This window comes from Atopococcus tabaci DSM 17538 (assembly GCF_000429585.1).
GTDB classification, from domain to species: domain Bacteria; phylum Bacillota; class Bacilli; order Lactobacillales; family Carnobacteriaceae_A; genus Atopococcus; species Atopococcus tabaci.
Window position 1 is genome coordinate 33,214 of the sequence record NZ_AUCD01000002.1, and the last position, 25,744, is coordinate 58,957.

25 protein-coding genes and 1 pseudogene are annotated in these 25,744 nt (G+C 46.8%); 8 read left to right on the top strand and 18 right to left on the bottom strand.

The features are described 5' to 3' along the window. Positions 1-188 precede the first annotated feature (188 nt). Complete coding sequence (locus G470_RS0100765; RefSeq protein WP_035444789.1) at positions 189-1,016, bottom strand: 3D domain-containing protein; 828 nt, start codon at positions 1,014-1,016, stop codon at positions 189-191. 333 nt (positions 1,017-1,349) lie between these two features. Between G470_RS0100765 and G470_RS14770 the strand changes: the two are divergent. Together G470_RS14770 and G470_RS14775 are read left to right on the top strand one after the other, a co-directional pair. Further along, positions 1,350-2,330 (top strand): annotated as a pseudogene (locus G470_RS14770) (FAD-dependent oxidoreductase). Then, positions 2,264-2,755, top strand: coding sequence for a hypothetical protein (locus G470_RS14775; RefSeq protein ID WP_240470616.1), 492 nt, complete (start codon positions 2,264-2,266; stop codon positions 2,753-2,755). The pseudogene G470_RS14770 and the gene G470_RS14775 overlap by 67 nt, the downstream one beginning before the upstream one ends. Here the strand turns inward: G470_RS14775 and G470_RS0100775 are convergent. Further along, complete coding sequence (locus G470_RS0100775; protein WP_028273162.1) at positions 2,687-4,507, bottom strand: DUF4153 domain-containing protein; 1,821 nt, start codon at positions 4,505-4,507, stop codon at positions 2,687-2,689. The genes G470_RS14775 and G470_RS0100775 overlap by 69 nt on opposite strands. 22 nt (positions 4,508-4,529) lie before the next feature. Continuing rightward, positions 4,530-5,189 carry an NAD(P)H-hydrate epimerase gene (locus tag G470_RS0100780; protein ID WP_028273163.1) on the bottom strand — a complete coding sequence of 220 codons (660 nt, stop codon included), beginning with the start codon at positions 5,187-5,189 and terminating at the stop codon, positions 4,530-4,532. A 255-nt stretch (positions 5,190-5,444) separates the two neighbouring features. Between G470_RS0100780 and G470_RS0100785 the strand changes: the two genes are divergently transcribed. Next, complete coding sequence (locus G470_RS0100785) at positions 5,445-5,795, top strand: PadR family transcriptional regulator (RefSeq protein ID WP_028273164.1); 351 nt, start codon at positions 5,445-5,447, stop codon at positions 5,793-5,795. Continuing rightward, a complete protein-coding gene (locus G470_RS0100790) occupies positions 5,779-6,759 on the top strand; it encodes a permease prefix domain 1-containing protein (RefSeq protein ID WP_028273165.1) in 981 nt (326 codons plus the stop codon). The genes G470_RS0100785 and G470_RS0100790 overlap by 17 nt, the downstream gene beginning before the upstream one ends. Positions 6,760-6,990: 231 nt before the next feature. On the opposite strand, the gene pepF (G470_RS0100795) is transcribed toward G470_RS0100790, so the two are convergent. The 7 genes from pepF (G470_RS0100795) to G470_RS0100825 form a co-directional block, all read right to left on the bottom strand. Beyond that, positions 6,991-8,793, bottom strand: coding sequence for an oligoendopeptidase F (gene pepF, locus G470_RS0100795; RefSeq protein ID WP_028273166.1), 1,803 nt, complete (start codon positions 8,791-8,793; stop codon positions 6,991-6,993). Positions 8,794-8,935: 142 nt separating this feature from the next. Then, positions 8,936-10,333 (bottom strand): MATE family efflux transporter, encoded by a 1,398-nt coding sequence (locus G470_RS12255; RefSeq protein WP_051258335.1) that lies wholly within the window; start codon positions 10,331-10,333, stop codon positions 8,936-8,938. A gap of 132 nt (positions 10,334-10,465) precedes the next feature. Further along, positions 10,466-11,680 carry an amidohydrolase gene (locus tag G470_RS0100805; RefSeq protein ID WP_035444791.1) on the bottom strand — a complete coding sequence of 405 codons (1,215 nt, stop codon included), beginning with the start codon at positions 11,678-11,680 and terminating at the stop codon, positions 10,466-10,468. A 90-nt stretch (positions 11,681-11,770) separates the two neighbouring features. Beyond that, positions 11,771-12,961, bottom strand: coding sequence for a MalY/PatB family protein (locus tag G470_RS0100810; protein ID WP_028273168.1), 1,191 nt, complete (start codon positions 12,959-12,961; stop codon positions 11,771-11,773). 24 nt (positions 12,962-12,985) lie between these two features. Next, entirely contained in the window at positions 12,986-13,369 is a 384-nt protein-coding gene (locus G470_RS0100815; RefSeq protein WP_028273169.1) for a RidA family protein, read from the bottom strand. Positions 13,370-13,510: 141 nt separating this feature from the next. Continuing rightward, positions 13,511-14,896 carry an MATE family efflux transporter gene (locus tag G470_RS12260; protein WP_156907880.1) on the bottom strand — a complete coding sequence of 462 codons (1,386 nt, stop codon included), beginning with the start codon at positions 14,894-14,896 and terminating at the stop codon, positions 13,511-13,513. A 187-nt stretch (positions 14,897-15,083) separates the two neighbouring features. Then, the gene (locus tag G470_RS0100825) at positions 15,084-15,521 is read right to left on the bottom strand and encodes a cupin domain-containing protein (RefSeq protein ID WP_028273170.1); all 438 of its coding nucleotides are present in this window, start codon (positions 15,519-15,521) and stop codon (positions 15,084-15,086) included. A 180-nt stretch (positions 15,522-15,701) separates the two neighbouring features. On the opposite strand from G470_RS0100825, the gene G470_RS14970 reads away from it, so the two are divergent. The 3 genes from G470_RS14970 (at position 15,702) to G470_RS0100835 (ending at position 17,045) form a co-directional block, all read left to right on the top strand. Next, positions 15,702-15,992, top strand: a complete 291-nt coding sequence (locus tag G470_RS14970) for a DUF6512 family protein (protein ID WP_051258337.1) — start codon at positions 15,702-15,704, stop codon at positions 15,990-15,992. A gap of 2 nt (positions 15,993-15,994) precedes the next feature. Continuing rightward, on the top strand, positions 15,995-16,246 hold the full coding sequence (locus G470_RS14975) for a DUF6512 family protein (protein WP_051258338.1): 252 nt from the start codon (positions 15,995-15,997) through the stop codon (positions 16,244-16,246). 121 nt (positions 16,247-16,367) lie between these two features. Further along, the gene (locus G470_RS0100835; RefSeq protein ID WP_028273171.1) at positions 16,368-17,045 is read left to right on the top strand and encodes a CAP domain-containing protein; all 678 of its coding nucleotides are present in this window, start codon (positions 16,368-16,370) and stop codon (positions 17,043-17,045) included. Between the two features lie 261 nt (positions 17,046-17,306). Here G470_RS0100835 and G470_RS0100845 read toward each other — a convergent pair whose 3' ends face one another. Both G470_RS0100845 and G470_RS0100850 read right to left on the bottom strand, forming a co-directional pair. Next, the gene (locus tag G470_RS0100845; protein WP_028273172.1) at positions 17,307-17,579 is read right to left on the bottom strand and encodes a hypothetical protein; all 273 of its coding nucleotides are present in this window, start codon (positions 17,577-17,579) and stop codon (positions 17,307-17,309) included. A gap of 100 nt (positions 17,580-17,679) precedes the next feature. After that, positions 17,680-18,813, bottom strand: a complete 1,134-nt coding sequence (locus tag G470_RS0100850; RefSeq protein ID WP_028273173.1) for an RNA-guided endonuclease TnpB family protein — start codon at positions 18,811-18,813, stop codon at positions 17,680-17,682. A 96-nt stretch (positions 18,814-18,909) separates the two neighbouring features. Between G470_RS0100850 and tnpA the strand changes: the two genes are divergently transcribed. Next, positions 18,910-19,347, top strand: coding sequence for an IS200/IS605 family transposase (tnpA, locus tag G470_RS0100855; protein WP_028273174.1), 438 nt, complete (start codon positions 18,910-18,912; stop codon positions 19,345-19,347). A 14-nt stretch (positions 19,348-19,361) separates the two neighbouring features. Here the strand turns inward: tnpA and G470_RS13700 are convergent, their stop codons facing one another. The 6 genes from G470_RS13700 to budA form a co-directional block, all read right to left on the bottom strand. Next, complete coding sequence (locus G470_RS13700; protein WP_051258339.1) at positions 19,362-19,556, bottom strand: hypothetical protein; 195 nt, start codon at positions 19,554-19,556, stop codon at positions 19,362-19,364. Further along, entirely contained in the window at positions 19,553-20,431 is an 879-nt protein-coding gene (locus G470_RS12270) for an MFS transporter (protein WP_051258340.1), read from the bottom strand. The genes G470_RS13700 and G470_RS12270 overlap by 4 nt, the downstream gene beginning before the upstream one ends. A 118-nt stretch (positions 20,432-20,549) precedes the next feature. Next, complete coding sequence (locus tag G470_RS12275) at positions 20,550-21,806, bottom strand: MFS transporter (RefSeq protein WP_051258341.1); 1,257 nt, start codon at positions 21,804-21,806, stop codon at positions 20,550-20,552. A gap of 179 nt (positions 21,807-21,985) precedes the next feature. Beyond that, positions 21,986-23,794: an oligoendopeptidase F gene (gene pepF, locus G470_RS0100870; protein ID WP_028273175.1), complete on the bottom strand. Its 1,809-nt coding sequence runs from the start codon at positions 23,792-23,794 to the stop codon at positions 21,986-21,988. Between the two features lie 181 nt (positions 23,795-23,975). Next, the gene (locus G470_RS0100875; protein WP_028273176.1) at positions 23,976-24,983 is read right to left on the bottom strand and encodes an LLM class flavin-dependent oxidoreductase; all 1,008 of its coding nucleotides are present in this window, start codon (positions 24,981-24,983) and stop codon (positions 23,976-23,978) included. 24 nt (positions 24,984-25,007) lie between these two features. After that, positions 25,008-25,718 carry an acetolactate decarboxylase gene (gene budA / locus G470_RS0100880; protein ID WP_028273177.1) on the bottom strand — a complete coding sequence of 237 codons (711 nt, stop codon included), beginning with the start codon at positions 25,716-25,718 and terminating at the stop codon, positions 25,008-25,010. Between the last annotated feature and the right edge of the window lie 26 nt (positions 25,719-25,744).

Sequence of the window (25,744 nt, forward strand, 5' to 3'; positions counted from 1 at the left end):
AGAAGTATATTTTAATCATTCTTTGTCAGTGAGAATCCCTTTCTTCGACAAAGAATTCCTTTTTTCCGTTTTCTCTGTCGGAGACAGCGCCTCTTTTTCACAAAGAATTTTTCTTTCCCATTCATTTGTGGAAGATTCCATAAAAACACACGGACAAGCGACGCCTGTCCGTGTGTTGATTGAATGGATTATTCAATGATTTGGATTTCCATTGTTTTTCTTCCAAATGCGGTTGCTTGGTTCAAATCAGTGATGTGGACGTCGATACGGTTGCCTTTGATGGCACTTCCTGTGTCGCCCGCAACAAATGTACCGTATCCTGGAATGTACACTTTAGATCCAAGTGGGATGACATTCGGGTCAACCGCGATGACATTTGGATTCTCACGCAAGTTGATTCCGCTGTACGTGATGTCTCCAAGACTTGGTTGGTTTGTGGAGTATGCAGTGGCTTCCACGACCATTGTTTTACCAGATTGAGCAGAGGTGTTTTCTGCTTGTGTATTTTCAGAAGTTTCTGCTGCCGGTGCTTTTGTTTCTGCAACTTCAGCCGGCGCCTCTTCTTTTTCAACCGGTTTTTCTGCTTTGTCTTTTTTCAATGATTCTTTGACTTCTTTTGGTGTTTCTACTTCAACCACTTCATCTTGGCTGACGTCGTAGCTGACGACTTCGTTGTTTTTCTCAACGGTCACGACAGATTGGTCAGCGGATAAGTGAATGCTGTTGCCTGCGAAAATCAGATCTGCATTGTTGATGTCGTTGATTTTCATCAATTTGTTTACTGAAATACCGGATGCGGATGCAACGCCGGAAAGTGTGTCTCCCCATTGGAAAGTGTATTTCGAACCGTCTGCACCTTGATCATCAATTTCCGCTTGAATTTGAGTGACTGTACGTGGAGACCAGTTTGCTGCGGAGTATTCTTGTGCAGAAGCTTCCGTTGGGTTTGCCATTGCTACAAATCCTGCCATTGCCAATGTTGCACCTGCAGTAAACAATTGTTTTTTGATATTCATGAAAATGTGTGCTCCTTTTTTGTATATATAATGTTGTGCATGTCTATACGACTGAGTGAGTGACGTCTACCTGCTACATTCTTGTCTTTCTTTCGATTACGATTGTTATCATACCACGGGCATTTTAATAAAAAAGGCTTTTCAACGTTTTGTTATCTCTCCTTATTCGTTTTGTATTTTTCGGAGACTTATTTTACAGAACCACTACAGGATGACTTTTTCTGACACAAACGACACATTCATGACACGCGTTATTTTTCATTGCAACCATGTCCTCTGCGTTTTTGATTGAAATACCTTATGGTAAAACTAAAGATGGAAAGGAGTTATGCTATGAAATATGACGCAATATTTATCGGATACGGACAAGGTGCGCATTCCTTGTCCTTGAAATTGGCGGGCGAAGGCTGGAAAGTGGCCATGGTGGAAAAAGACGCAAACAATTACGGTGGCTCCTGCATCAACATCGGCTGCATCCCCACCAAAGTGCTGGAACACGACGCCCAAGAAGGCCGCATTTATGCCGACGCAGTGGAACGGCGCAACTAAGTGGTTGAAAAGAAACGCCGGGCTGATGAAAAACATATGGTGGAAAACGAACACATCACTCTTTACACAGGACCGGCTTCCTTTGTGGACAACCATCGGATAACCGTCGAAACAAGTGAGGAAACGGTGGAGTTGACTGCTGATCACATCTTCATCAGTACAGGTTCTGAACCTGTATTTCCACCGATTGATGGGCTGAAAGACGCACGAAACGTGCATACCAGCATCACTTTGCAGAAGCAAAAACAACTACCGGCCACCCTCGGCATCATCGGCGGCGGAAACATCGGTCTGGAATTTGCTTCCATTTATGCAACATACGGTTCAAAAGTGACTGTGTTTGAATCGGGTGAGGCATTTGTGGAAAAAGAGGAACCGGAAGTGGCAGAAGAAGTCAAAAAAGCGTTGGAAGAAAAAAGCATCTCCATTTTTGTCGGCACAAACGGAGAAACAGTCATTGCAGAAACGGACAGCGGCAACCAGTATTCATTCGATGCTCTCTTGGTGGTCACCGGACGCAAACCGCACACTTCCAGCCTGAAGTTAATGGCGGCATCAAGGTCGACGATCATCTGCGAACGACGGTTAATGGGATTTATGCCCTCGGCGATGTCAAAGGCCAGGAACAATTTACCTATATTACAAAAAAAGACGCTGAGATTGTTTACAACGATGTCACAGGAAATGGCGAGAAAACATTGGCGCAGCGGAAAAACGTGCCTTATGCCATCTTCGTTGACCCTTCCTTTGCGCGGGTCGGTTTAACAGAAGCTGAAGCCAAAGAAGAAGGATACAATGTCACCGTCAATACAGCCGCAGTCGCCAAGACCGTACGTTCCGGTGTCATCAACGACGACCGCGGTCTGTATAAAGCGGTGATTGACAACGACACCAAAGAAATACTGGGTGTCACGCTGTTTGGTGACCAGGGACACGAGTTGGTCAACACGGTAAAATTGGCGATGGACCATCACTTGCCTTACACGGCCTTGCGGGATCAAATGATGACACATCCTGTGATGTCCGAAATTTTCATACACTTTTTGATATGTAAAAACCGTTTCTATATAAACCAAAAAACGCACGCCGGTTCAATGACCGGGCGTGCGTTTTTTGGTTTGCTATTTGATTCCCACTTTGATGACGATTTCTCCATCGTATTTTTCCGGAGTATCGGAATAGTGGTTTAATTGAAGCAGGTGGATTTCCAACACCGCTTCTTCTGTTTCTTCTCTGAATGTCGCTTCTTCCATAGTGATGTCATTGTTAATGGATGCGCCTGCCAACACTTCTTCGAATGCTCGCTGAAGGTCCAGCTCCAACAATACATCCGTATCGTTGTTTCTGACCAGTAACACCCCACGTCCGTCCCTTTCTTCCGTGCTGAGTGTATACCGTTCCCCATCTTTTGCAAACTCACTCGGCGGAGTCAATACGTTCCGTGGTTCATCATTGAAGTAGTAGCGCATGACTTGGTCAAACTCTTCCACGTTGAAAAACATTTGGTCTGTGACTCCAAACACCGATGCGCGTCTGTAGTCTGGGATGTCGTCCACATCATCGGCAGCGTGAGACACCGGTTCAAATCCAAATAAATTCACGAAATCAAAGTTGCTTCCGCTGCTGGCTTCGATGCCCTCCACTCGGTCCAATTCATTCATTCGATTCAAGTATTGGTAGGAACGTGTAATCGTCTCTTTGTCTTCATCCGAAACCGCTGCTTCATCCGCCGCTGTGATTTGGCCGTTTTGCAGCATGTTATTCCGCTCCAGAGCGTTTTCCAACTGGTGGACGTAATAACTCCGGCTTACGGTGAACGCATCGACCGGCGGCGTGATGGACATTAAGAGAAAGACCAACAGCAAACCACCAATCCACGTGTTTCTTTTGGAGAAAAAGCGGATGAAAATGATACCTGAAATAATGGTGAAAATGCCTGTCATAAGGACAAAATACCTACCGTGGGTCAATCCGATTTCCCGCATCCGCAAGAAAGAAGCAATCGTTTGAAAGAAAACCAACGGCACCAGCACTTTCGGGTACCAACGGATGAACATGTTCGCAAATGCATTGTCTAATGTGCTGGCCAGCAAGTACACTAGAATCCCTATCGTGGTGTATGCGACAAGCATCGGCTCCAATAAATTGTCTGTCCAAAAATCTCCGGTAATATTCAACAATAAATACGCAATTAAAATAACGGTGAACACAGCAATCAACGGGATGACAATGTATGAAATCAACCATTCCAGGCTTCGCGGCGGCGTGATGGCTTTTTCCATTTCCGCATACTCCGTCTCTTGTTCTTCCCGCGGCCGGCTTTCCAACCATTTTCCCGGGTATACCGGCGTCCAGATCAAGAACAACAACGGACCGATAAAGGAATAGATAGGGTTTTGGAAATGGAGGTACGTGTTGAGCGGAAGCTCAAACAGCAGCGTATCAACAGCTCCCAACAACAACGAAATACCAATTATCAAGACCAACGTGAATAAAAAGGCCAAAAACCCCGCCCGGAGCGCCGCCAACAATGAGTGATGGAATCCTGTCCGGCTGCGAATGGAAGGAACCCAAACAAATGTGATCCATAAAGCAAAGAAAATCAACGACGTCCGGATGATGTCCGGCAATTCCTCCAGACCGCCTGCTGCAACCAAAAAGTAATACAAGATGGAGAAGAGCACGGCACCTCCGTAGAGCAGCCACCGCTTCTGCGCGGCAGAATAAAACCGCTCATAGATGATTTGCGCAACCACCGCCGCCAACGCGCCGACGTAACAAGTGGTGATGAACCGGCCGATATCCGCATCCCGAAAAGACTCTCCGATAGCGATAGCATTTAACCCTGTCCCCGCTATAAAGTAAAGGAACGCCAGCGGAAAACGCATCACTGTCGGGCCGATGTTTTGAAACAATTCCCGTGCACGGTTTGTTATTTTCATTTTGTCACCTTTTTCTCTGAATTTATTGATGTGTCACTCTTTCCAGTACAAATGCCGGGTAACCGATATCTGCGATGACCACTTTTCCCGACACCCTTTTCCCGGCTTCCGTTTCCATTCCCGTTTTTTTCCAACCGAATGTCACCGTATGGTCTGCCTGTACCGCTGCCCCCATCACCTCCCCGGTATTTCCCGATAGACCGGATGCGATATCCACCGAAAACACTTCCGCTTTCTCCCGGTTGATTTGGTCGATTAGTCTTTTGTACGACCCCTTCACTTCCCGATTCAATCCGATGCCAAACAGCGCATCCACCAGAACCGTATACTGCGTCCACTCAACGTTCAACGCATCCATAAAGACGTTCACACCTATATTTCGGGCGATGGCCAGCTGTTGCTTGGTCTCTTTTGAAGCGGTTTGTTCGTCTCCCACCAATAAAATATCCACCGGGCGTTCCTTCAAAAAGAGCATTCTTCCTACAGCTATGCCATCCGCTCCGTTATTCCCGGTTCCGCATACTGCCAATATGCGTGCGGAGGCAGAAGTGTTTTCCAGGACATACTCACTCGCTGCCAATGCCGCCCGTTCCATCAACACCATGGAAGGGATTCCTACTTCCTCAATTGTGTACTGGTCGATCACTTTCATTTGTTCGCCGGTCACAAGTCGTTGAGACATCTTTCTTCCTCCTCCTGTATCTTTATGCTCAGTATACCGTTTACATCAAAAAATATCAGCTTGGTTTATTGTAAATTTTGCATAAATCATTCGTATCGAATTGGATAAATTCATTGTTTTCCCTACCTTTTAGAGGCGGATCCGCATTATAATAAAGGAAAGAACAAATTTTTAACAGAGATATATTACTTTACCTGCCGTAGTAATCTTGCTATACTTTAATTACTACGACAGATGAAGTAATGAGGTGGCTGTATGATTTCAGGCGATGTGATGCGAGGGTTCAACGATCTGCTTATTTTATCTCTCTTGTCCAAGGAAGACTCGTATGGGTATCGTATTTCACAGTCAATCAAAGACGCTTCCGGCGGCTTATACGTCATGAAAGAGACAACGCTGTACTCAGCGTTCAATCGATTGGAAAAAAATGGGTTGATCGCTTCCTATGCCAGTTCAGAAACTTTTGGTAAACCACGGACGTATTACCGAATTACAGCTGACGGGCTGGATGTTTATATGAAGAAATTGGTTGAGTGGGAACAAGTGAAACACATCATTGATCGGTTTACCAAAGAGGAGGAGAAACAGAATGGACACCATTCGTGAATATGTTGAATCGGTATTTGCCCAGCTTCCCCGCACAAGTGACATGGAAAGATTGAAAGAAGAAATTCTCGCCAATATGGAAGAAAAATACACAGAATTGACCGCCCAAGGAGTGCCGGAAAATGAAGCAATCGGGACTGTATTGACGGAATTTGGCAACATCGATGAAATCATTGACGAGTATGGTTACGAAAAAGACGTCGTTTATGACGAAGATACCTTGCTTCTGACAGACGAAGAAGCGGACGCGTTTTTGTCTCACCGTCTCCGGTTCGCGGCCGGCATCGCCAGTGGAGTGTTTCTCAGCATCATGGCTCCGGCAACGATGCTGCTGTTTCAACAGATGTCCGAGACCTTCCCTATCATCCGGGAATGGCCGGAAACGATGAGGCAAATTTTATCGATTGTCCCTTTGCTTGTCTTGATTGCAATTGGCGTGGCCTTGTTTATTTTAGTGGGCTTCAAGGAAGAACAGTTCGATCTGGACAAAAAAATTATTCAATTGGAACCTCCTACCCGGGTGCGTGTGACGAAAGAGTTCGACCGCTTCAAATCAAAATTCGCCAAAGCCATTACCACAGGCGTCGTCCTCTGTATTTTAGCCCCCATCACCCTGCTCTTGTCAATCGCCTTTTTGGGCCGAAACAACTTGCTCTCGGTGGTGTTCCTGTTGAGCTTTATCGCTCTTGGCGTTTTCTTGTTTATCTTCTACGGCATCCTCTATTCCACCTATCAAAAGCTGCTGGGGATCGGGGAATACGCACCGGAAAAAATCCGTGCGGAAAAGTTATCCGATGTCATCGCCAGTATCGTGTTCCCTCTGGCAACCGTGTTTTACCTTATCGCCGGCTTTGTTTTTGATGCATGGGGTACCGCCTGGATTGTGTTTCCGATTGTCGGCATTCTCTTCGGCATCTTCAACGGCGCCTACCAAAGTTATTTGACATTGAAAAACAGAAAATAAATGTGAAGCCGTTTGTCGCAGGACAAGCGGCTTTTACTGTGTATAGATGCGAACGCCCTTCTGTTTCCCCTTTTAGATTGATAAACGCGGTTTATCGATTTAACTTCCTCTTTTTTCTTACTTTTCCCATTGATAAACACTGTTTATCAATCTCTATGCCTCTCCATTTCAACGATTCAGATTCATAAATGGAAAAAGGCATCCGCTCTCAACAAAGCGGATGCCTTCTTTTTATATTTGTTCAGTCAATGCGATGATGCGGTCTACGGTTTCGTCCAAGTAGTGGATGGTGTCATCCAATGGTTTGGATGTGGTGATGTCCACTCCCGCAACTGCAGCGGCTTCGACCGGTTCTTTTTGGTCGCCGAGTTTCAGGAATTCCAACCAATTTTCGACCATCGGCTGGCCTTCTTCTTTCAGTTTCAAAAATGCCTGGGTGGCAATCGTCAATCCGGCTGAATACGTGTACGGATACAAGCCCATGTAATAATGCGGTTGGCGCATCCAAGTGAGCTCGGCTCCTGGATTGATTTCCACGTCTTCTCCCCAAAACTGTTCCAACACACCCCGTTTAAGTTCACTTAATTTCGCGGCATCGAACCCTTTGCCTGCATCCACCAAGCGGTACACTTCGCGCTGGTACGCTGCTTCGAGCAGGTGGGTCACGAAGTTGTGGAAATAGGTATTGGAAATCATCTTCGTCAATGCGAATCGTTCTTGGCGCGGATCGTCGCTCTTGCGCTGCAAGTAGTCCGTCAACAGCAATTCATTGAACGTGGAGGGCGCTTCGATCAAATACAAGGACGGGTTGGACCCCAAAATCGAGTTGTTCTCGTTGGTCAAAATACCCTGTCCGGCGTGGCCGAGTTCATGAATCAAGGTATATACATCAGACAACTGATTGGTCCAGGACATCAAGATGTACGGATGCGTGTCATAAGTGGTCGAGCAGAATCCGCCGGTTGATTTTCCAACGTTTTGCACGAAATCCACCCAGCGTTCCGGATAAGCTTTCATGATGCGGTCGGTGTAGTCGTCTCCCAAGCTGCTTACCGCATCCGCCACGATGTCTTTGGATTCTTCAATGGTCACCGGCATGGAATAGTCGGTGTCCAAGTCGATTTTCAAATCGGCGTACGTGATTTTGTCCAAGCTGTGCACTTCTTTCAAGTGAGCGGCGTATTTGCGCATCACCGGCGCCAAGTCGGACATGATGATGTCGATCTGCCGGTTATAAAGTTCTTGGTCCACTTCCTGCCCGTACAACAAGTAATCGATGACAGAGTCGAAACCGCGCATTGTGGCCATCGTTTTCTCGTATTGGATTTGAGTGTAATACGTTGTCGCGACCACGTTTTGGTATTGACGGAGTACAGCGGAAAATTTGTCGAAAGCTGCGCGGCGGATGTCTGCATCCGGGTGGAACGCGTAATAGTCTTCATACAACACAAAGCTCAATGGATAATCTTTTCCGTCCACTGTGAAGGTACCAAAGTCCATGTCCGCCAATTTTGCCTGGTCGTAAATGGATTCTGGTGCAGAAAGAACCGGGCTCAATTGTGCCAATGCTTTTTCCACCGCCGGGTCCAAGCGGATATCTTTGTTCTTCTTGATGTGGCGGATATATGGAGCCAGTCTTGGTTCACTTTGAGCCGCTTCATCCAATGTGTTTGTGTCCACTGACATCAATTCGGTATCGAAAAAAGACAGTTGGGTGGCCAATTCAGCCGATACGTTTTGCATGTACCGGGACAATTCTATGTAATCGGAATTGGTCAAGTCCGTGCTTGCCGGCAAATAGGCGTATTGGTTGGTCCGTTGGAAAACGGTCATGATGGATTCAAATTCGGTCAATGCTCCCAAAACGATGGACGTGGATGACAAGTTTCCTTCGTATTTCTTGGAAAATTGCTCGACATCTTGTTTCAATTGGTCGACCGCCTGTTGGAACTCTTCGCGTGTCTGATACAACGCGCTTAAATCCCATGTCAGCTGTTCTTGCACTTCTGAACGTTTTTTTAGTTCTTCTTGCATCCTGGTAATCGCTCCTCTTTTTCTTCGTATTTTTTCATCTGTTTCTAATGACCAGTATAGCACTTTCCGTCGAAAAACGAACCGGTTTCTTGCATAAAAAAATCCATCGATCCGTGAAGCAGGCGAATCAATGGATGAAATCTTAATTTTTGTCGTAAATGCGTTGGGGTTCCCGTGATTTCTTTTGGGTTTCTTCCGGCATTGGTTCAATGATTTTGTAATAGAGAGACCGAATGAAATACGCACACAGCACAACTGAAGTCAGTTCTGACGCGGGATACGCCCACCACACCATCGACACGTTCCCTGTCAGCGAGAAGAGATATGCCAACGGAACCAGCACAATCAGCTGTCGTATCAGCGATACCATCAGACTGGTCATGCCTTTTCCAAATGCCTGGAAAGCGGCTGTCATGACGATGCTGAAGCCGGCAAACACATACCCCAGGCTGATGATGCGCACTGCCGGAACTCCAATCGCCAACATGTCTCCCGATGCATTGAACAACTTGAGCAACGACTCCGGAAACAATTGGAAAATCAGGAGCCCCGCTGTCATGATCCCTGTGGCATAAATCGAGCAGACACGAAGGATTTGAATCAAACGGTTTTTGTTCTGCGCCCCATAATTGTACGCCACAACAGGAATCATGCCGTTATTCAATCCGAAAATCGGCATAAACACAAAACTTTGCAAGCGGGTGTATGCTCCGTAGACCGCCGTCGCGCTGGCAGAAAATTGAAGCAAGATGTTGTTTAATGCAAATGTGGTCACCGACATCACAGAACTCATGACCATGGACGGAATCCCGACAGAGTAAATGCCTTTAACGGTTTCCCATTTGGGACGGAATTTGCGGAAACGAAGCGTGACTTCTGTATTCTTTTTGCGATTGAAATAAAACGCCAGCGACGCTGCGGAAATCTGGGCGATAACAGTGGCTATGGCCGCCCCTCTGACACCCAGCTGGGGCATCCCGAACAAGCCAAAAATCAAAATGGGGTCCAGGACAATATTGAACAGTGCGCCGGCTCCCTGCGTGATCATGGTATAAAATGTTCGCCCGGTAGCCTGCAGCATCCGTTCAAACGTGAACTGGAAAAACTTTCCCATCGAAAAACACATGACAATGGTCAGATACTCTATCCCATGCCGCAGGATTTCCGGGTCGTTGGTTTGTGATTCAAAAAAGGGTACCACAACCGTCAATCCGAAAACCAAAAAAACCAAGTAATGAATCAGCGATAAAAACACGCCGTGGATGGCGGCATCATTGGCATCTGCAAACCTCTTTTCGCCAAGCCGTCTGGACAGTAGAGCGTTCATCCCTACACCAGAGCCCACTTGCACGGCAATCATCAAATGTTGAATGGGAAACGCCAAGGTCACCGCCGTCAGCGCTTTTTCGCTGATTTGCGCCACAAAAATGCTGTCGATAATATTGTACAATGATTGAACCAACATAGAAATCATCAAAGGGAAAGACACAGTGAGAATCAATCGATTGACCGGCATGGTTCCCATCTTATTTTCCTGCATAATCCCCCCACCCCTTCTTTCCTCCCATTATCGTGATTTTCCTCGCAACGGTCAATTGGAAGGGATTTATCCAAAGAAATATTTTTCTGCCCGCACACAAAAAGCTCCCCGTGCATTCACGGGGAGAGAAAGTTAATTTGTTTCATTCAAGAAGTCGACCGCAAACTTCGCAGCTGCGATCACACCGTAAATCAATGCCGCATCGTCCACGTCGAAGTATTCGTTGTGGTGTTCTGCGCCGCTTCCGTAAGTCTCGTTACCGACACCCACAAACGAGAAGCAGATGGGCGCAAGTTTAGCGTAGGCCGAGAAAGATTCCGAAGCAAACCATTGCACGCCTTCCACCAAGGATCCCGGCAGCGCCTCCTGGATACTGTTTTGAGCGATTTCCGCCAAGCGGTTGTCATTGATGACCGGCTGCGCCAACGGTTTAAAGTTTTCCCCAAATGTGACGGTGCATCCGTGGGCTTTGGCAGTGTGTTCCGCCACCGACTTGACGATTTCCATCGACTTTTCCCCTTCAGGAACATCGAAGTACCGCAAAGACCCTTCAATATCCACTTTGTCAGGAATCACATTCCACGTGGAACCGGCTTGGAATTTAGTCAGTCCCAACGTGACCGTTTTGGTGACATCCACTTGGTTGGCCCACGCGTTGGTCAGGCCGTTCAATATTTGAGTGGCCGCAAAAATCGGGTTGACGGACAAATCGGGACGCGAGCCGTGGCCGCCTTTTCCATGCACCGAAAAATCTACACGTGTCGACCCCGCCATACGCGGTCCGGCGTCCACACAAATTTTCCCCGTTTCCATAAACGAAGCCAAGTGGTTGCCGTAGACGGCATCCAACCCTTTATCCCTCAAGTGGTCCACCATCGCATCGATGCCCGAATTGATTTCTTCGCCTTCTTCGAAAATGAAGTAGATTTTTCCGCTGAGTTGGTCCTTCAAGTCCGACAAGATTTTTATGGTGGTCAATACAATCGACATATGGCCGTCGTGACCACAGGCATGCATCACACCTGGGTTTTGGGAAATGTAGGCTCTTTTTTTGGACAGATTGCGCGGCTGCTCCTCAATCGGCAATGCGTCGATGTCCGTCCGGATTCCCAAAGTTTTTCCGGGTTTCCCGGTATCCAATAAGGCCGTGAATCCGGTGCTTCCCGGCACTTCTTCAATTTCCAAGCCCAGTTTGGCTGTTTCATTTTTTAAGTACTTGGATGTTTCCACCTCTTCGCCGCTGAGTTCCGGCCGTTCGTGTAAATAGCCGCGGCGTTCGATGGTCTCTTGTTCCAATGCGTTTGCTTTTTCCACAATCTGTTCAGTGAGTTGTGCGGTGGTGATCATCCTGTTTCCTCCTTGAAATGGCTTGCTTTAGAAAGGTTCTTCCAGTATAACACAGTTTATTTCTTCCGAGAAAAACCGGCGGATGATTTCCTAGCGAGCCTCCCGTTTCTTCAACGCAGCCACGAGGCGTTCAAGCGCTTCTTCCAAGGCATCTGTCGGAAGAGCGATATTAATGCGTTCATACCCGCTGCCTTCTTTTCCGAAAATGTAGCCTTCATCGGTGAAAAACTCTGCTTCCATGTGGAGGAATTCTTCTAATTCCTCGTCCGTCATACCCAATTCTCTGAAATCCAACCACTGCACATACGTTCCTTCAATTTTTGGCGCTTTGATTTTCGGGTATTCTTTCTTGAAAAATTCGTGGACCAATCGTTGGTTCCGGTCGAGCACGACCAGCAATTCATCCAGCCAGGCTTCTGATTTGGTGTAGGCCAATTCACAGCCTTTATACCCCAGCGCCCCAATCATGTCGTTGCGCACTTCCTGCAGGGATTGGACAAACGTTTCCCGCAGACCTTCATCTTGAATAAAAATGTTGGAGGTTGCCAATCCGGCCAGGTTAAAGGTTTTGGACGGTGCCGTGCAGGTGATTAACCGCTTGGACAACTCTTCGTTTACCGTTGCCAGAACGGTGTGCTCGTATCCCGGCATGATCAAGTCGTACCACACTTCATCGGACACGACATACAAGCCATGTTTCACGCAAATTTCTGCCAGCTTTTCCAATTCTTCTTCGGTCCACACTCTGCCGACCGGATTATGCGGGCTGCAGAAAATCAACAGTTTGTTTTCAGGTTCTGCCGCTGCCTGTTCGAACGCTTCAAAGTCAATGGTGTAATAGCCGTTGTCATTGAGCAGTGGCACGTTGACTTCTTCCCGCTTGTTGTCAGAGATGGCTTGACCAAACGGATAGTAGACCGGACGGAAAACGATGACACCGTCTCCCGGTTTCGTCAATGAGCGGATGACGCTGTAGATAGCGGTCACCACTCCGGGCGTGTGGACGAGCCAATCTTTTTCGACCTGCCAGCCGTGCCGCTTCTCCTGCCATTCCACCACCGCATCCAAAAAAGAGGCATATGGGATGGTGTAGCCCAGGACAGCCTCGTCCAAGTAAGCCTTCAACCCTTCCATGACTTCCGGAGGATTCTTAAACTCCATATCGGCCACCGACAACGGAATGACGTCATCCGAAACATCCGGATTCCATCCATACATCTGTTCCCACTTAGCCGCCCCGGTGTTTTTGCGGTTGACACGTGTTTCAAAGTCGTAATTCACACTGTTTCCTCCTGTTCGGTTGGTTTATTCAACGGCGACGGCTTCGATTTCCACCAATGCTCCTGCCGGCAGAGCTGCCACCTGGTATGCCGCGCGTGCGGGATACGGTTCGGCAAAAAAGGTGCTGTACACCTCGTTCATTCCTGCAAAATCATTTATGTCATTCAACAAAACCGTTGTTTTCACCACGTTTGACAAGTCCATTCCCGCTTCCTTCAAAATAAACTCGAGGTTTTTCAAGGATTGGGTGGTTTGTTCCCGGATGGTCTCCCCGGTGATCTTTCCTGCTTGTGCGTCAATCGGCAGCTGCCCCGAAACATAAACGGTGCGCCCCGCTTTGACGGCCTGTGAATACGGGCCGATAGCCGCGGGCGCTTTTTCAGCGCGGATTTCTTTTTTGTCAGTCATCATGTAACATCCTTTCTTTTGTTTTTCCTTTTCAGTATAGCGTATTCCCACAAGTTTTTCTTCCTTCACCCGGCACCCCTTCTGTTTGAGGCATCAAAAAATCCGTCTGGCCTGACGGGCAGGCAAGACGGATAAGAAAATTTATTTTTTGATCGTGACAGGCATTTCCACATTCAACTCCTCAGGAAGCTGGCTGATGACGCGTTTATGGAGCATCCGGATGAAGTACACACAGAGTGCGGTTGCGACCAGTTCGGCTGCCGGATACGACCACCAAACCGCCTGGATGTTCCCGGTGAGTGAGAAGAGATACGCCAGAGGAACCAACACCACCAATTGACGGGTGACGGACACCGACAAACTCAACATCCCTTTTCCAAAAGCCTGGTAGATCGTGCTCGCCAGGATGTTGAAGCCGGCCAGGACAAAACAGAGGCTGATGGTTCGGATGGCCGGAACGCCGATGGCCATCATCTCAGACGACGCGTTGAACAAGGACAACAGCTGAACCGGGAACACTTGGAAAATCACCAATCCCATCAGCATGACTCCCATCGCGTATATGATGGACAACTTCATTGCTTCCAGTATCCGCTGTTTCTTTTTGGCACCGTAATTGTACGAAAGAATCGGAATGATCCCGTTCGTCAATCCGAAAACCGGCATAAACACGAAACTTTGCAGTTTGTAATAGACACCGAATACCGCTGTCGCCGTCGAACTGAATTGGATGAGAATCATGTTCAGGGAGAACGTCGTCACCGATGAAATGGACGTCATCACAATGGACGGGACCCCTACGGAATAGATTTCCCGGATGATGGACTTTTGCGGGCGGAATCCGCGGAAATCCATCTGTAGGTCGGGGTTCTTTTTCGCATTGAGGTACATCGCCAGACCGGCAGCCACACCTTGTCCGATGACCGTAGCCCAGGCGGCACCGGCCACCCCCATCCGCGGCAGCCCAAACCATCCGAAAATCAAAATCGGGTCGAGGACAATATTGATGACCGCGCCCAATCCTTGCGTCCACATTGAGTAAATTGTGCGTCCGGTCGACTGCAGCAGCCGTTCATACGTCACTTGGAAAAATTGACCGAGAGAAAAAGCCATGACAATGGACAAATAGCTGATGCCGCTGCGGACAATTTCCGGGTCACTGGTTTGAGCCAGAAAGAATGGACGAACAATTGTCAAGGACAATACGAGGAACAATATGTAGTGGACAACCGCCAGAAACACTCCATTGAGCGCTGTTTTATTGGCTTCAACAAATTTCTTTTCACCGAGATTACGGGAAAGCAGTGCATTCATCCCCACTCCTGTACCGACCATGACGGCAATCATCAAATTCTGAATCGGAAAGGCAAGTGAAACAGCCGTCAGCGCTTCTTCACCCAGCTGGGCCACAAACATACTGTCCACAATGTTATATAAAGACTGAATCACCATCGAAATCATCATCGGCAACGACATAGATAGGATGAGTTTGTTTATCGGGAGTGTTCCCATTTTGTTTTCGGTCATCGCTTTCCCGTCTCCTTCCATTCTTTTCATTTTAGATACAAAAAAAGCACCGCAAGCGGTGTGTAACGGTTTACAACGCGTCCAGAATATTATAATCTTCTTTCCCCTGCCAGTCAATCAGATTTTACAGCAAAAAACGCTCATACTCTCTTTTGAGGTGTCTGAGAGAGTATGAGCGGCGGTCGATTCATTCTTTATCTGTGTCTTTCGGCAGCGGCTCTTCCAAAGCTTCTGCTTTTGTTTTATGAATCGTACCCGGATCATATTCTGGTCCTGAATAAATGGTGTACAGGTCCAAAGGGGTATCTCCGGTATTGATGATATTATGCCATGTGTTCATCGGAATAAAAATGGCTGTGTCTTTCATCAAGGTCCGTTCAAAACTGATTTCGTCTTTTTCCGCTCCCATCCGGCACAATCCCATACCTTCTTCAATCAAAATAAACTGATCCGCCTGCCGGTGCACTTCCAGCCCCGCTTCTTCATGTGGAGCGATGGACATCGCGATCAACTGCATGTTCTCTCCGGTCCAAATGGTGGTCCGGTAATGTTTGTTTTTTTCGATCATCGCGTTCAAATCAACAACATATGGCTTCTTGTCGTATGTGTTATTTTCTTTCGCCATGCGGTTCTCCTCCTTTGTCTGTCCGCTTTCTCCCGTTGCAGTGGACTGTTCCGATAACTCCTACGTCTTCATTATACAAGAAAGCGGATTCAAAACCAATTATCTACGAGTGCTTTTTGTTAGGTTCCTCTTCTTTTTTTGTATAAGATGAGAACAAAGTTGCATTGGAGGTAGACATAAATGTTGACGAATTTTTCTAACAGAGACGCGCGCTTTGCCAAGATTTATCATTGGATTGGCATTGCGTTTGTGTGTATCGTTTCTGTTCCATTACATTTTCTGTATGAATGGTCGGGCGAACTCCCGGCTGCTGGCTTGTTCGCTCCCATCAATGAAAGTATCTGGGAGCACTTGAAACTTGTCTTTTGGCCGTTGCTGTTGTGGTGGGGAATCGGGTATGTTCTTTTCAAAAACAGCAAAAATCTCTCCCGCTACAAATGGTTTACGGCAGCTGCGGTATCTGATTTTTGAGCATGGCCGTCATCGTCGCCTGGTACTATACATGGACAGGCGGGTTTCATATCGAGTCCCCGGTCATTGACATCGGCTCATTATTCATTGCGGTACCGATCGGTCAGTTGGTGGCCATCCATGTTTACCGGGTTGTGGAACCACGAATGATCTATTTGATTTTAGCCGGCGCGTTCTTCGTGGTATTTGCCGGTATGTTTTTCCTGTTCACATTTTTCGCTCCTGATTTCCCGATTTTTATCCCTCCAACTTAAGGAGAGGGACCGGTTTTCACAGAATGGTTATAGAAATTTTAACGTTTCTTTGATATACTCGCCTCTGGATTGTTAATTTGTTACAAACAGCATTTATTTTTTGACAAGTGAGGCTTCCCATATGAAAAAACTATTTAGTTATTTGATTACCATTGTGGTGTCCATCGTTGCGGGTTTTTGGTTGGCAGAGACCCAGATTTTAGCGGGAACTTGGGCCGGCGATGCCCTTGTCTCGATTACACAAGCCATACCGGCCCCTGAATCGTGGCGTTCAAACTCCAACGGAACAGAAATCTACAATGCGGACGACATTTCTTCCATGTACACGCTCGACGTGATGGACGAATCTCAAACCGCGGAAGACTCTTCTTCCGATCAGTCGGGAGAAGTGGATTATGAGTTGGTGGAACAACGGATTTTTGAGTTGTTAAATGAACTGCGCGTGGAACAAGGTCTTCCCGAATTGACGTACAATGAACAACTGAAAAAAGCCGCCGATCAACGCGCGCGGGAAACAGAAGAATTGTTTTCCCATACCCGCCCGGACGGCAGTGAAGCCTTTACCGTTTTGAAAGAACCGGAATACGAGTACACGTACCGTCTGGCAGGAGAAAACTTGGGGATGGCGACGTATGCGTTGGACGAAGAACAGATGGCGGAGTTGTTGTTCAACGGTTGGGTTGAAAGCGAAGGCCACTACAAAAACATGGTTCACGAAGGATTTGAAGAAGTGGGCATCGGCGTGCATTACGATGGTGAAATGTTGTATGCCACCCAATTGTTCGGCACTCCTTTATAAAGAAAAAAGGCACTGGAATGAAATCCAGCTGCCTTTTTTGACATCTTCGGATAAAAAGATGCGCTCTGCCACAAAGAATCGCTTTTTCAATTTTCTTTGTCGGTGATCCCGCTTCTCTTTGACAAAGAAAACTTTTTTGTTGCTTCTTTGTCAAAGAGGAGCTTTCTCCCCAACAAAGATATCCGGACCCTCCCATTCTTTGTCAATGAGAAGCTCCTTTCAAATAAAAAGCGGCGCCTCGAAGCGAGGCACCGCTTTTCTTTATTTTGTAGAATAAGCTGTTTTGTTTGGCATGTATTTTTGTGCATTTTTGTTGGCGAACACCCAAGAAAATCCCAACAAGAGAGACGCCACGGTCAACACCATCCAAGAGACAGTGTAGGTTCCTGTGAGGTCAGCGATGGAAGCCGCCACCAGCGATCCCAACGTCATGCCCAATTGCAGACCGCCTTGAATGTATCCGTACGCTTTCGGATAATTTTCTGTGGAATGAACTACACACCGAATGAATTCGGTGGTTTCTAGGAACAACATTGCGACAGGACGTTATCCATCCCAAAAGGGCGGGTAACCGCCAGGTCGTCTTACGTGTCTATGTTACTAAGGCTCGTCCCAAGCCAATTGTTTTGTAGGACTAACCCACTTGAATTAATGCTTTATTTAGAATATTTCGCCCTGCATTAATATCACGGTCATGCTTTGTTTTACAGTTCGGACAAACCCATTGGCGAACACTTAGGTCATTTTTAGGACCGGTGCGTTTTTGACAGTTCGAGCAGTCCTGACTCGTGTATTTCGGGTCTACCTTGACAAACGTTTTTCCATACCAATCGGATTTGTATTCAAACATCGTTCGAAGTTCATACCAAGACTGATTGGCTATCGCATGGTTGTTTAACTTACTGTTCTTTTTATTAAGCATTCCTTTGATGCGTAAATCTTCAACCGCGATGAAATCATACTCTATGACGATTTTCTTTGTCGCTTTATGGAGATAATCTTGTCGACAGTTGCGTATCTTTTCGTGGTATTTAGCAACCATTCGTTTAGATTTTTGGTAGTTCTTCGCTTCTTCTAATGGAGTCCCTTTTTCTTTCGCCAAACGCAGACGTCTAGATGCTTTTCGTTGCCATTGTTTTAACTTTCTTTCATATTTCTTGTAAGTACGCGTTTCGACACGAGTTCCGTCTGAACCAATCATTAAGTCCGATTGCCCCATATCTAGTCCTATTTGCTTACCTATCTTATCTAATACTTGGCTTTCGCTTTCAACTAAGACAGATGCTTTGTAATAACCAGAAGGGGTACGGGTGATTGTTACTTGCTTTATTTTATCGAACGAAACATTATCGGACCATCGAGCTTTCATCCAACCAATCTTCGGAAGTTTGATGGCGTTCTTTTTCAACTCGATATTCTTATTGTTTTTGACTGTAAAAGATGGTGTTGCCTTTTTCTTCGATTTGAAACGTGGATGTCTGCGTGCTTTTTTGAAAAACTCAACAAAAGAACCATGAAGCGTTTCGCATACGAACTGTAGACTGGTCGATTCGCTTTTTTTAAGAAACTCATATTCTTTTTTCATTGTTGGGAGAAGTGAACTTAAGTCATATTTTCCCAAAGCCGGCAGATTCGGATTGTTCTGGTAGCGTGTGTTCCACATGTTCAACATTTGGTTCCAGACAAAACGGGCATTGCCGATATTTTGTTCGAGGAATTGAATCTGTTCCTGATTCGGATATATCTTTATTTTAATTCCTTTTAACATTGTCTTTTCACCTCCCTTGTCTAGTTATATATTAACATACATGGTTTGATTAAACAAACAAACAATGCTAGTATATAAGTAATAGGAGGTACTTATATGGTGGTTAAAACACAGACAAATGTTTATGAAACGCATTATCATTTTGTGTTTGTAACGAAATACAGAAAAGAAATTTTTACAACCGATGAAAAAAGACAACACATGATTTCAATCATGAAAGAAATATCAAAAAATCATGATTTTGAAATTGAACAAATAGAAGTGGTCGAGGACCATGTACATTTAATGGTTACATTCAAGCCGAAATATTCAATCACAGAAATTGTAAAAAAACTAAAGGGTAGTTCTGCTAGGAAGTGGTTTTTGGATTATCCGGAAACAAAAAAAGAGTTATGGGGAGGTCATTTATGGACAAACTCTTATTACGCTGGAACTCTTGGGAACGTGTCAAAGAATCATGTTAAAAAATATATTGAAAATCAATTAACGGAATATAACGATGGGCGTCCGAGACGTGATTCATCCTACGATTGAAATCGTAGGTTTTCTCACTGACGCCCTTTATAAATGGACGAAGTGATAAGCGGCGGCAGGACGGTGCCGACTGCGTTGCCCAATCCAAAGAAGAGAGCCATGACGAACGCAAACATCACATTTCCGGCAAACAACATGGAAATGTAGGCCAACGCCAACAAAACGGCACAATAAATGGTACTGACAATGACTCCGAAACGGTCTGTCAATTGCCGAGAATAACCTTTCCCGCAATACCGATAGCCGAATAGAGAGACACGATGGTCACCGCGGTTCCTGCACCGTGCACATTTTGAAGCACCGGCGGAAACTGACCGAATCCACCATTGTTCATGATACCCGCAAACACTCCACCGACAATCAACAAGATGAAGAACGGCTTGGTCATTGTTTCGCTTACAGACATTGGAACGCCTTGCGTTTGTTCTTGGTTTTCTCCGCTCTTTTGGGCGCCTGCGGGAAGGTCGGATGCCTCTTCCACACCGTATGGTTTTAACCCAATGTCTTCTGGACGCGGTTTAAACACGAACATGACCACGAACAATCCGACCGCCAACATGACTGTCCCGTAAACCAAATACGTTTGGCGCCAGCCGATGGACTCAATCAACCCGGTCAACAGTGGGCTCAAGATGGCTCCGCCAAATCCTAAACCGGTCAGCGCAAGACTCATCGCCAACCCTCGTTTTTTGACAAACCAGTTGTTGATCAAAATCCCTGTTGGAATGATGATGCAAGCGGTGTTTCCTATACCAATCAACAATGACAAGAAATAAATCACCCAGATGTTTGGAGCCAGTCCATACCCTGCATACCCCAAAGCGTAGAGAAGGACACCGATGACAAAGGTGCGTTTGAAGTTGCCGTATGCCAGTTTTTGCGAAATGAACGGCGACAAGAAGATGCCTACTCCCAATACGATGGAATTCGTAAGAGCAAATTGGCTGTTGCTGATGCCAAACTCCGCTGTCACGGAGGATTGGAAGATGTTGGCCACCGCTACCGCAGCCGGCCCCGTTGTTCCCAAGACAATGATGGCCCCTAAAACAATCCACCAATCATAAAATATTTTTTTCTTTTCCATAAAAAACTCCTTTTGGCGTCGTTTAGAAACCGATTTAGTTATTCCTGTTTTCCTGTCTTTGCGCTGCTTCCTATACTCTATACAGACTTCTTTACAGGAAAAGAAGCTGTCAGTCTTGTCAGACAAACAGCCTCTTTCCAACGTGCACTCGTCTATGCGATGTAAGCCCGCGCGTTGCGGTAAGAACCTCCCCATGCGAATGCGACCACAACGCGGCAATGGCTATCCACGATACATTGTAAGACCCCGTCAAATCCGCAATCCCTGCTGCAAACAGTGATCCCACGGTCATCCCCAGCTGGACGCCGCTTGGAACGTATCCGTAAACTTTTGGATACTGTTCTGCAGAATACACCGATGACGTCATCAACGGCGGCAATACCGTTCCGATGGCGTTCCCCAATCCAAACAAAACTGCGGACACAAATGCCACCGCAAGATTTCCGGCAAACATCATCAAGACATACGATAAAGCCAACAGGATGCAGGAATAGAGGATACTGACAATAATGCCGAAGCGGTCATTGAGATTCCCCAGGATCAATTTTCCAACAATCCCGACAGCAGAATAAACAGAAATGATCATTGCTGCCACGGTTGCGCCGTGCAACTCGGTCAACACAGGTGGAAATTGGCCTAATCCACCATTATTGGTGATTCCCACCAAGACAGACCCTGCGACCAGCAGTACGAAGAAAGGTTTCTTCATTGACTCAGAGACAGACATACGAACCGCTTGGACTTGCTGCATTTCGCCTTCATCGTCTTCATTGCGTTCACGAGCTTGGCCAAGGTCATCCGTTGCTGTCCCGTATGCTTTCAATTGCATGTCTTCAGGGTTCACTTTATATACAAACAATACAATCGGCAGGACAACCGCCAACATGATGAGCCCATAGACCACATACGTCATACGCCAACCGACATTTTCGATGAGGGTTGTCACTAATTGGCTGAAGACCACTCCGCCGATACCCAATCCGGTGAGGGCTAAACTCAATGCCAGTCCACGTTTTTTAACGAACCATTTGTTGATCAACATAGTGGTCGGGATGAAAGTGGTGCTCATGTATCCATATCCAACCAACAAAGATAGAAGATAAAATACATAAATATTTGATGTGAAGGCATACCCGATATACGCCAGGGCATAAACCAACACACTGATTGCATAAATGCGGTTAAAGTTGCCTGTGGCAAACTTCTGTGAAATAAATGGAGACAAAAAAATCCCCACACCTAAAACGAGGGAATGGCTGATGGCAAACTGACTGTTGCTGATGCCAAATTCTGCCGTTACAGGAGCTTGATAAAGATTTGCCACTGCTACAGAAGCCGAACCCATCACAGCCAAAATAATCGCTGCGCCTGCCACAATCCACCAACTGTAAAAAACTTTTCCTTTACCTAATTTCTCTTCCCCTTTCGAATATTAACCTTCAAGTTATGGCATATGAAAAACGCTTTCGTCAACACTATTTTCAGAAAAAACCTATAGCCGCACGGATACACGTGCAACTATAGGTTCTTCAGCGTCTTTTTATTTCAATAGGTTCAGGAAATTTGGGCGCTCAACTCAATAATTTTATCAACGGATTTATCCAAATAATGGATAGTGTCAGACAACGGTTTATCTGTCGTAATATCCACACCGGCCACTTTTGCAGCTTCGACAGGAATCAATTCGCCTCCCAGTGCAAGGAACTCATGCCAGTTGTCCACCATGGACGGCCCTTCTTCTTTCATTTTCAAGAATGCCTGTGTGGCGATGGTTAATCCTGCTGAATACGTGTATGGATATAAACCCATGTAGTAGTGGATTTGACGCATCCATGTGAGCTCGGCTCCAGGATTGATTTCCACTGCGTCTCCCCAAAACTGTTCCAGGACGCTGCGTTTGATCTCACTCAATTTGGCGGCATCAAATCCTTTCCCGGCATCCACCAGTTTGTAGACCTCCCGCTGATAGGCCGCTTCCAACAAGTGGGTCACGAAGTTGTGGAAATACGTTTTGGAAATCATTTTGCTCAACACCGACCGCTCCATGCGTGGATCTTCGGTATGTTTCTTCAAGTAATCCGTCAACAGCAATTCGTGGAAAGTCGATGGCGCTTCGATCAAATACAACGATGGACGGGATGCAAGAAGCGAGCGATTGGCGTTGGACAATAACCCTTGCCCTGCATGCCCCAATTCGTGCAGCAAGGTGTATGCGTCCGACAGTTGATTGGTCCATGAAACCAAGATATACGGGTGTTTCTCGTATGTCGTGGAGCAAAATGCACCTGAGCGTTTGCCTTTGTTTTGCGGGAAATCAATCCAGCGCTCGGGATAGGCACGCAAAATCATGTCGACATATTCCTGTCCCAACGGCTGCAAGGTTTCTTTGACCAAGTCTTTTGATTCTTCAATGGTGATGGTCGGAGAATACTCCGGGTCCAGGTCGATTTTCAAATCAGCATACGTCATTTTGTCCAAGCCGTTGAGTTCTTTGACGTGGGTGATGAACTTGCGCATCACCGGCGCAAAGTCGTTCATCAACGTGTCAATCTGCCGGTCATACAGCTCACGGTCCACTTCTTGATCCATCAATAGATAATCAAACACGGAATCAAACCCGCGCATTGTGGCCATTGTTTTTTCTTTTTGGACTTGCGTGTAGTAAGCGGACGCCACCACATTCTGGTATTTTTCCAACACTTGCGAGAACTGGTCGAAGGCCGCCCGACGCACTTCAGTGTCCGGATGGTACATATAAACCTCTTCGTACAATACAAAACTCAACGGGTATTCTTTTCCGTTGGCTGTGAACGTGCCAAAATCCATGTCATTGGACCGGGCCTGCTCAAATATTTGCTGCGGCGCACCGAAGACCGGACTTAATTGGGCAAGAGCTTTTTCCACTTCCGGTTCCAATTGTACAGCTTTTTGTTTCTTGACACGGCGGATAAACGCAGCGTATTCCGGTGCCTGTTGAGCCACTTCATCCAGCACCGCTTCTTCGTTTGCCGTTAATTGGGAATCAAAGAAACTGAGTTTGGCACTGACGCCTGCCAGCACATTCCGTATGTAACGCGCCCGTTCCATCGCTTCCCCATCGGTGATGTCCGTGTTTGTCGGCAGGGTAGCGTATTGACCGATCCACGTTGCCAATTTCCGGATTTGTTCATAGTCTTTGATCGCTTCAATCATGCTGGCCGCATCTTTGATGTTGCCGTCATATTGTTGAGTGAAGGTGTCTGCTTTGGCCTGCAGCTCTTGGACTGTTTCTTCAAACTCTCTTTTGTTCTCAAACAACGCAGTCAAATCCCACGTGAGCGCTTCTGTGACTTCTGATCGGTGTTTCATCGCTTGTGCTTCCATCTCATTTCCTTCTTTCTCCTGGTTTATTCATCAGTTTCTAATAATTTATTCACCAGTATAACACAATAGAGAGTACCTGAAGCAAAAAACTCTGAATTTTTGATGACTTTCACTAAAAAGCGGCTGGCCAATCTACCCACAAAAAAGAAACGTTCCGTATACGAAACGTTTCCGATGTGTTTCAATCCAGTTCCATTTCATCCGCCAGTAGTCGGATGGCTTGTTTGCGTTTTTCAATGGAATAAACATTGGGCACTATCAAGAGTTCGTCCGCATTGTACCGAGCTTGCAGTTCTTCCAACTGCTGTTTGACGGAGGCGGCGTCTCCGATCAGCACTTTTTTTCGATTCTCGCGGATCAGTTCTTTTTCTTCATCTGAATAGTCCACTTGACAGGCTTTTTCCGGTGCAGGCATGTAGTATGCGGCCCGTTTGCGGCTGCCGGAAGACAAATACCACAAGTCGAATGCTTGTGCCATTTCTTCCGCTTCTTCTTCCGTTTCGCCGACAACCACAAAAACCGCAACAATGACATGCGGCTTGTCGCTTAACTTACTCGGCTGGAACTGCTCGCGGTAGGACCGGGCTGCTTCCACACCGGTGTTTTCGTCTGGACGGATAAAATGTGCATACACAAGTCCCGCGCCCACTTCTGCGGCCATCCCTGTGTTCCGCTGGCTTGCCGCCAATAAGTACATTTCAGGAGTGGTTTCGATGATCGGGGCAGCCCGCTTGCTTTTGTATTTGTGCCCTTTCGGCAGGGTATCGGACAAAAACCCCGCCAAATCTTTGAATTGCTGCTGATAATCCGGTTTTTCTGTTTTCCCTTCATTTAATGCCTGGTAAACCAACTTGTCGCCGCCGGGGGAATTTCCGATTCCGGCATCGATCCTCCCGGGATACAAAGCTTCCATCATTTTGAACCATTCCGCTACTTTGTAGGCCGAATAGTTCGGCAGCATCACGCCGCCGGAACCGATACGGATGCGTTCCGTGCGGCCCGCCAAATGGGTCATCAAAATTTCCGGTGCGCTGACGGCCAATACCGGCACGTTATGGTGCTCGGCTACCCAAAAGCGGTGATATCCCAGCCGATCCGCCAATTGTGCCAATTCGGTTGTGGCCCAAAAGGCATCGTGTGCCGTCATGCCTTCGTCTTTCGCCGCATAATCCAAAATACTTACTTTCACTCTTCCATCGTCCCCTTTCTGCCTTTAATTCTCTGCTTCCTCAATTTTCTCATTCAGGTACTCACTTTCTATTTCTGCGTACAAAAATGCGTCGTTTTCAACCGGGAAATGCTGTTCCACTGTTTCAATTGTCTGCCACTCGGCCGTCCCGTCTTCCAATATAAAATCCAAAACATGGCCGCCGAAATCCACCCCTCGACTCAAAAAATGCCAATGGAATCCAGGTGCCGCCATTCCACTGAAAAGTTCCGGGGCATAAAACCCGATCAATGTGCCTTCCACCGGCCCACGGGTGAATTCCGTCTGGCTCTGTGTCACTTCCACCAACTTGGGGTAAGGCGGTTCTTGTTTGGCGACCGAACGGCACTGTACCTTGGCAAATGTTCCAGAAATGCGGACCGCTTGGAAGGTGTTCAAACTGGAAAAGCGGTCTTGCAGCCGCTTCGTCAGGCGCTCCATCGAAGTTTCCTCGGTGATTTCCACCGTGTTTTCCGTTTCAAAAAAAGTGACTGCTGCATACGGGGTACGTTCCTTTCCATCAAGCTGCTGCACAGCCCCGTTCACTCCGACTTGATACGCCCGTCCTTTCAAGACAATCAGTTCACCGTCAAGTCCGTGAACCGTTCCAATTCCGGTATCCCCTTGTTTCAGAAGGTCTTCTATGGTCATGGTTCCTTCAAAGCACCCTGCCATCAGTGCTCCCAGCGTGCTGTGTTGATACAATCTGCACGTCATTTCCGTACCTCTCCTCCCTTGAGATA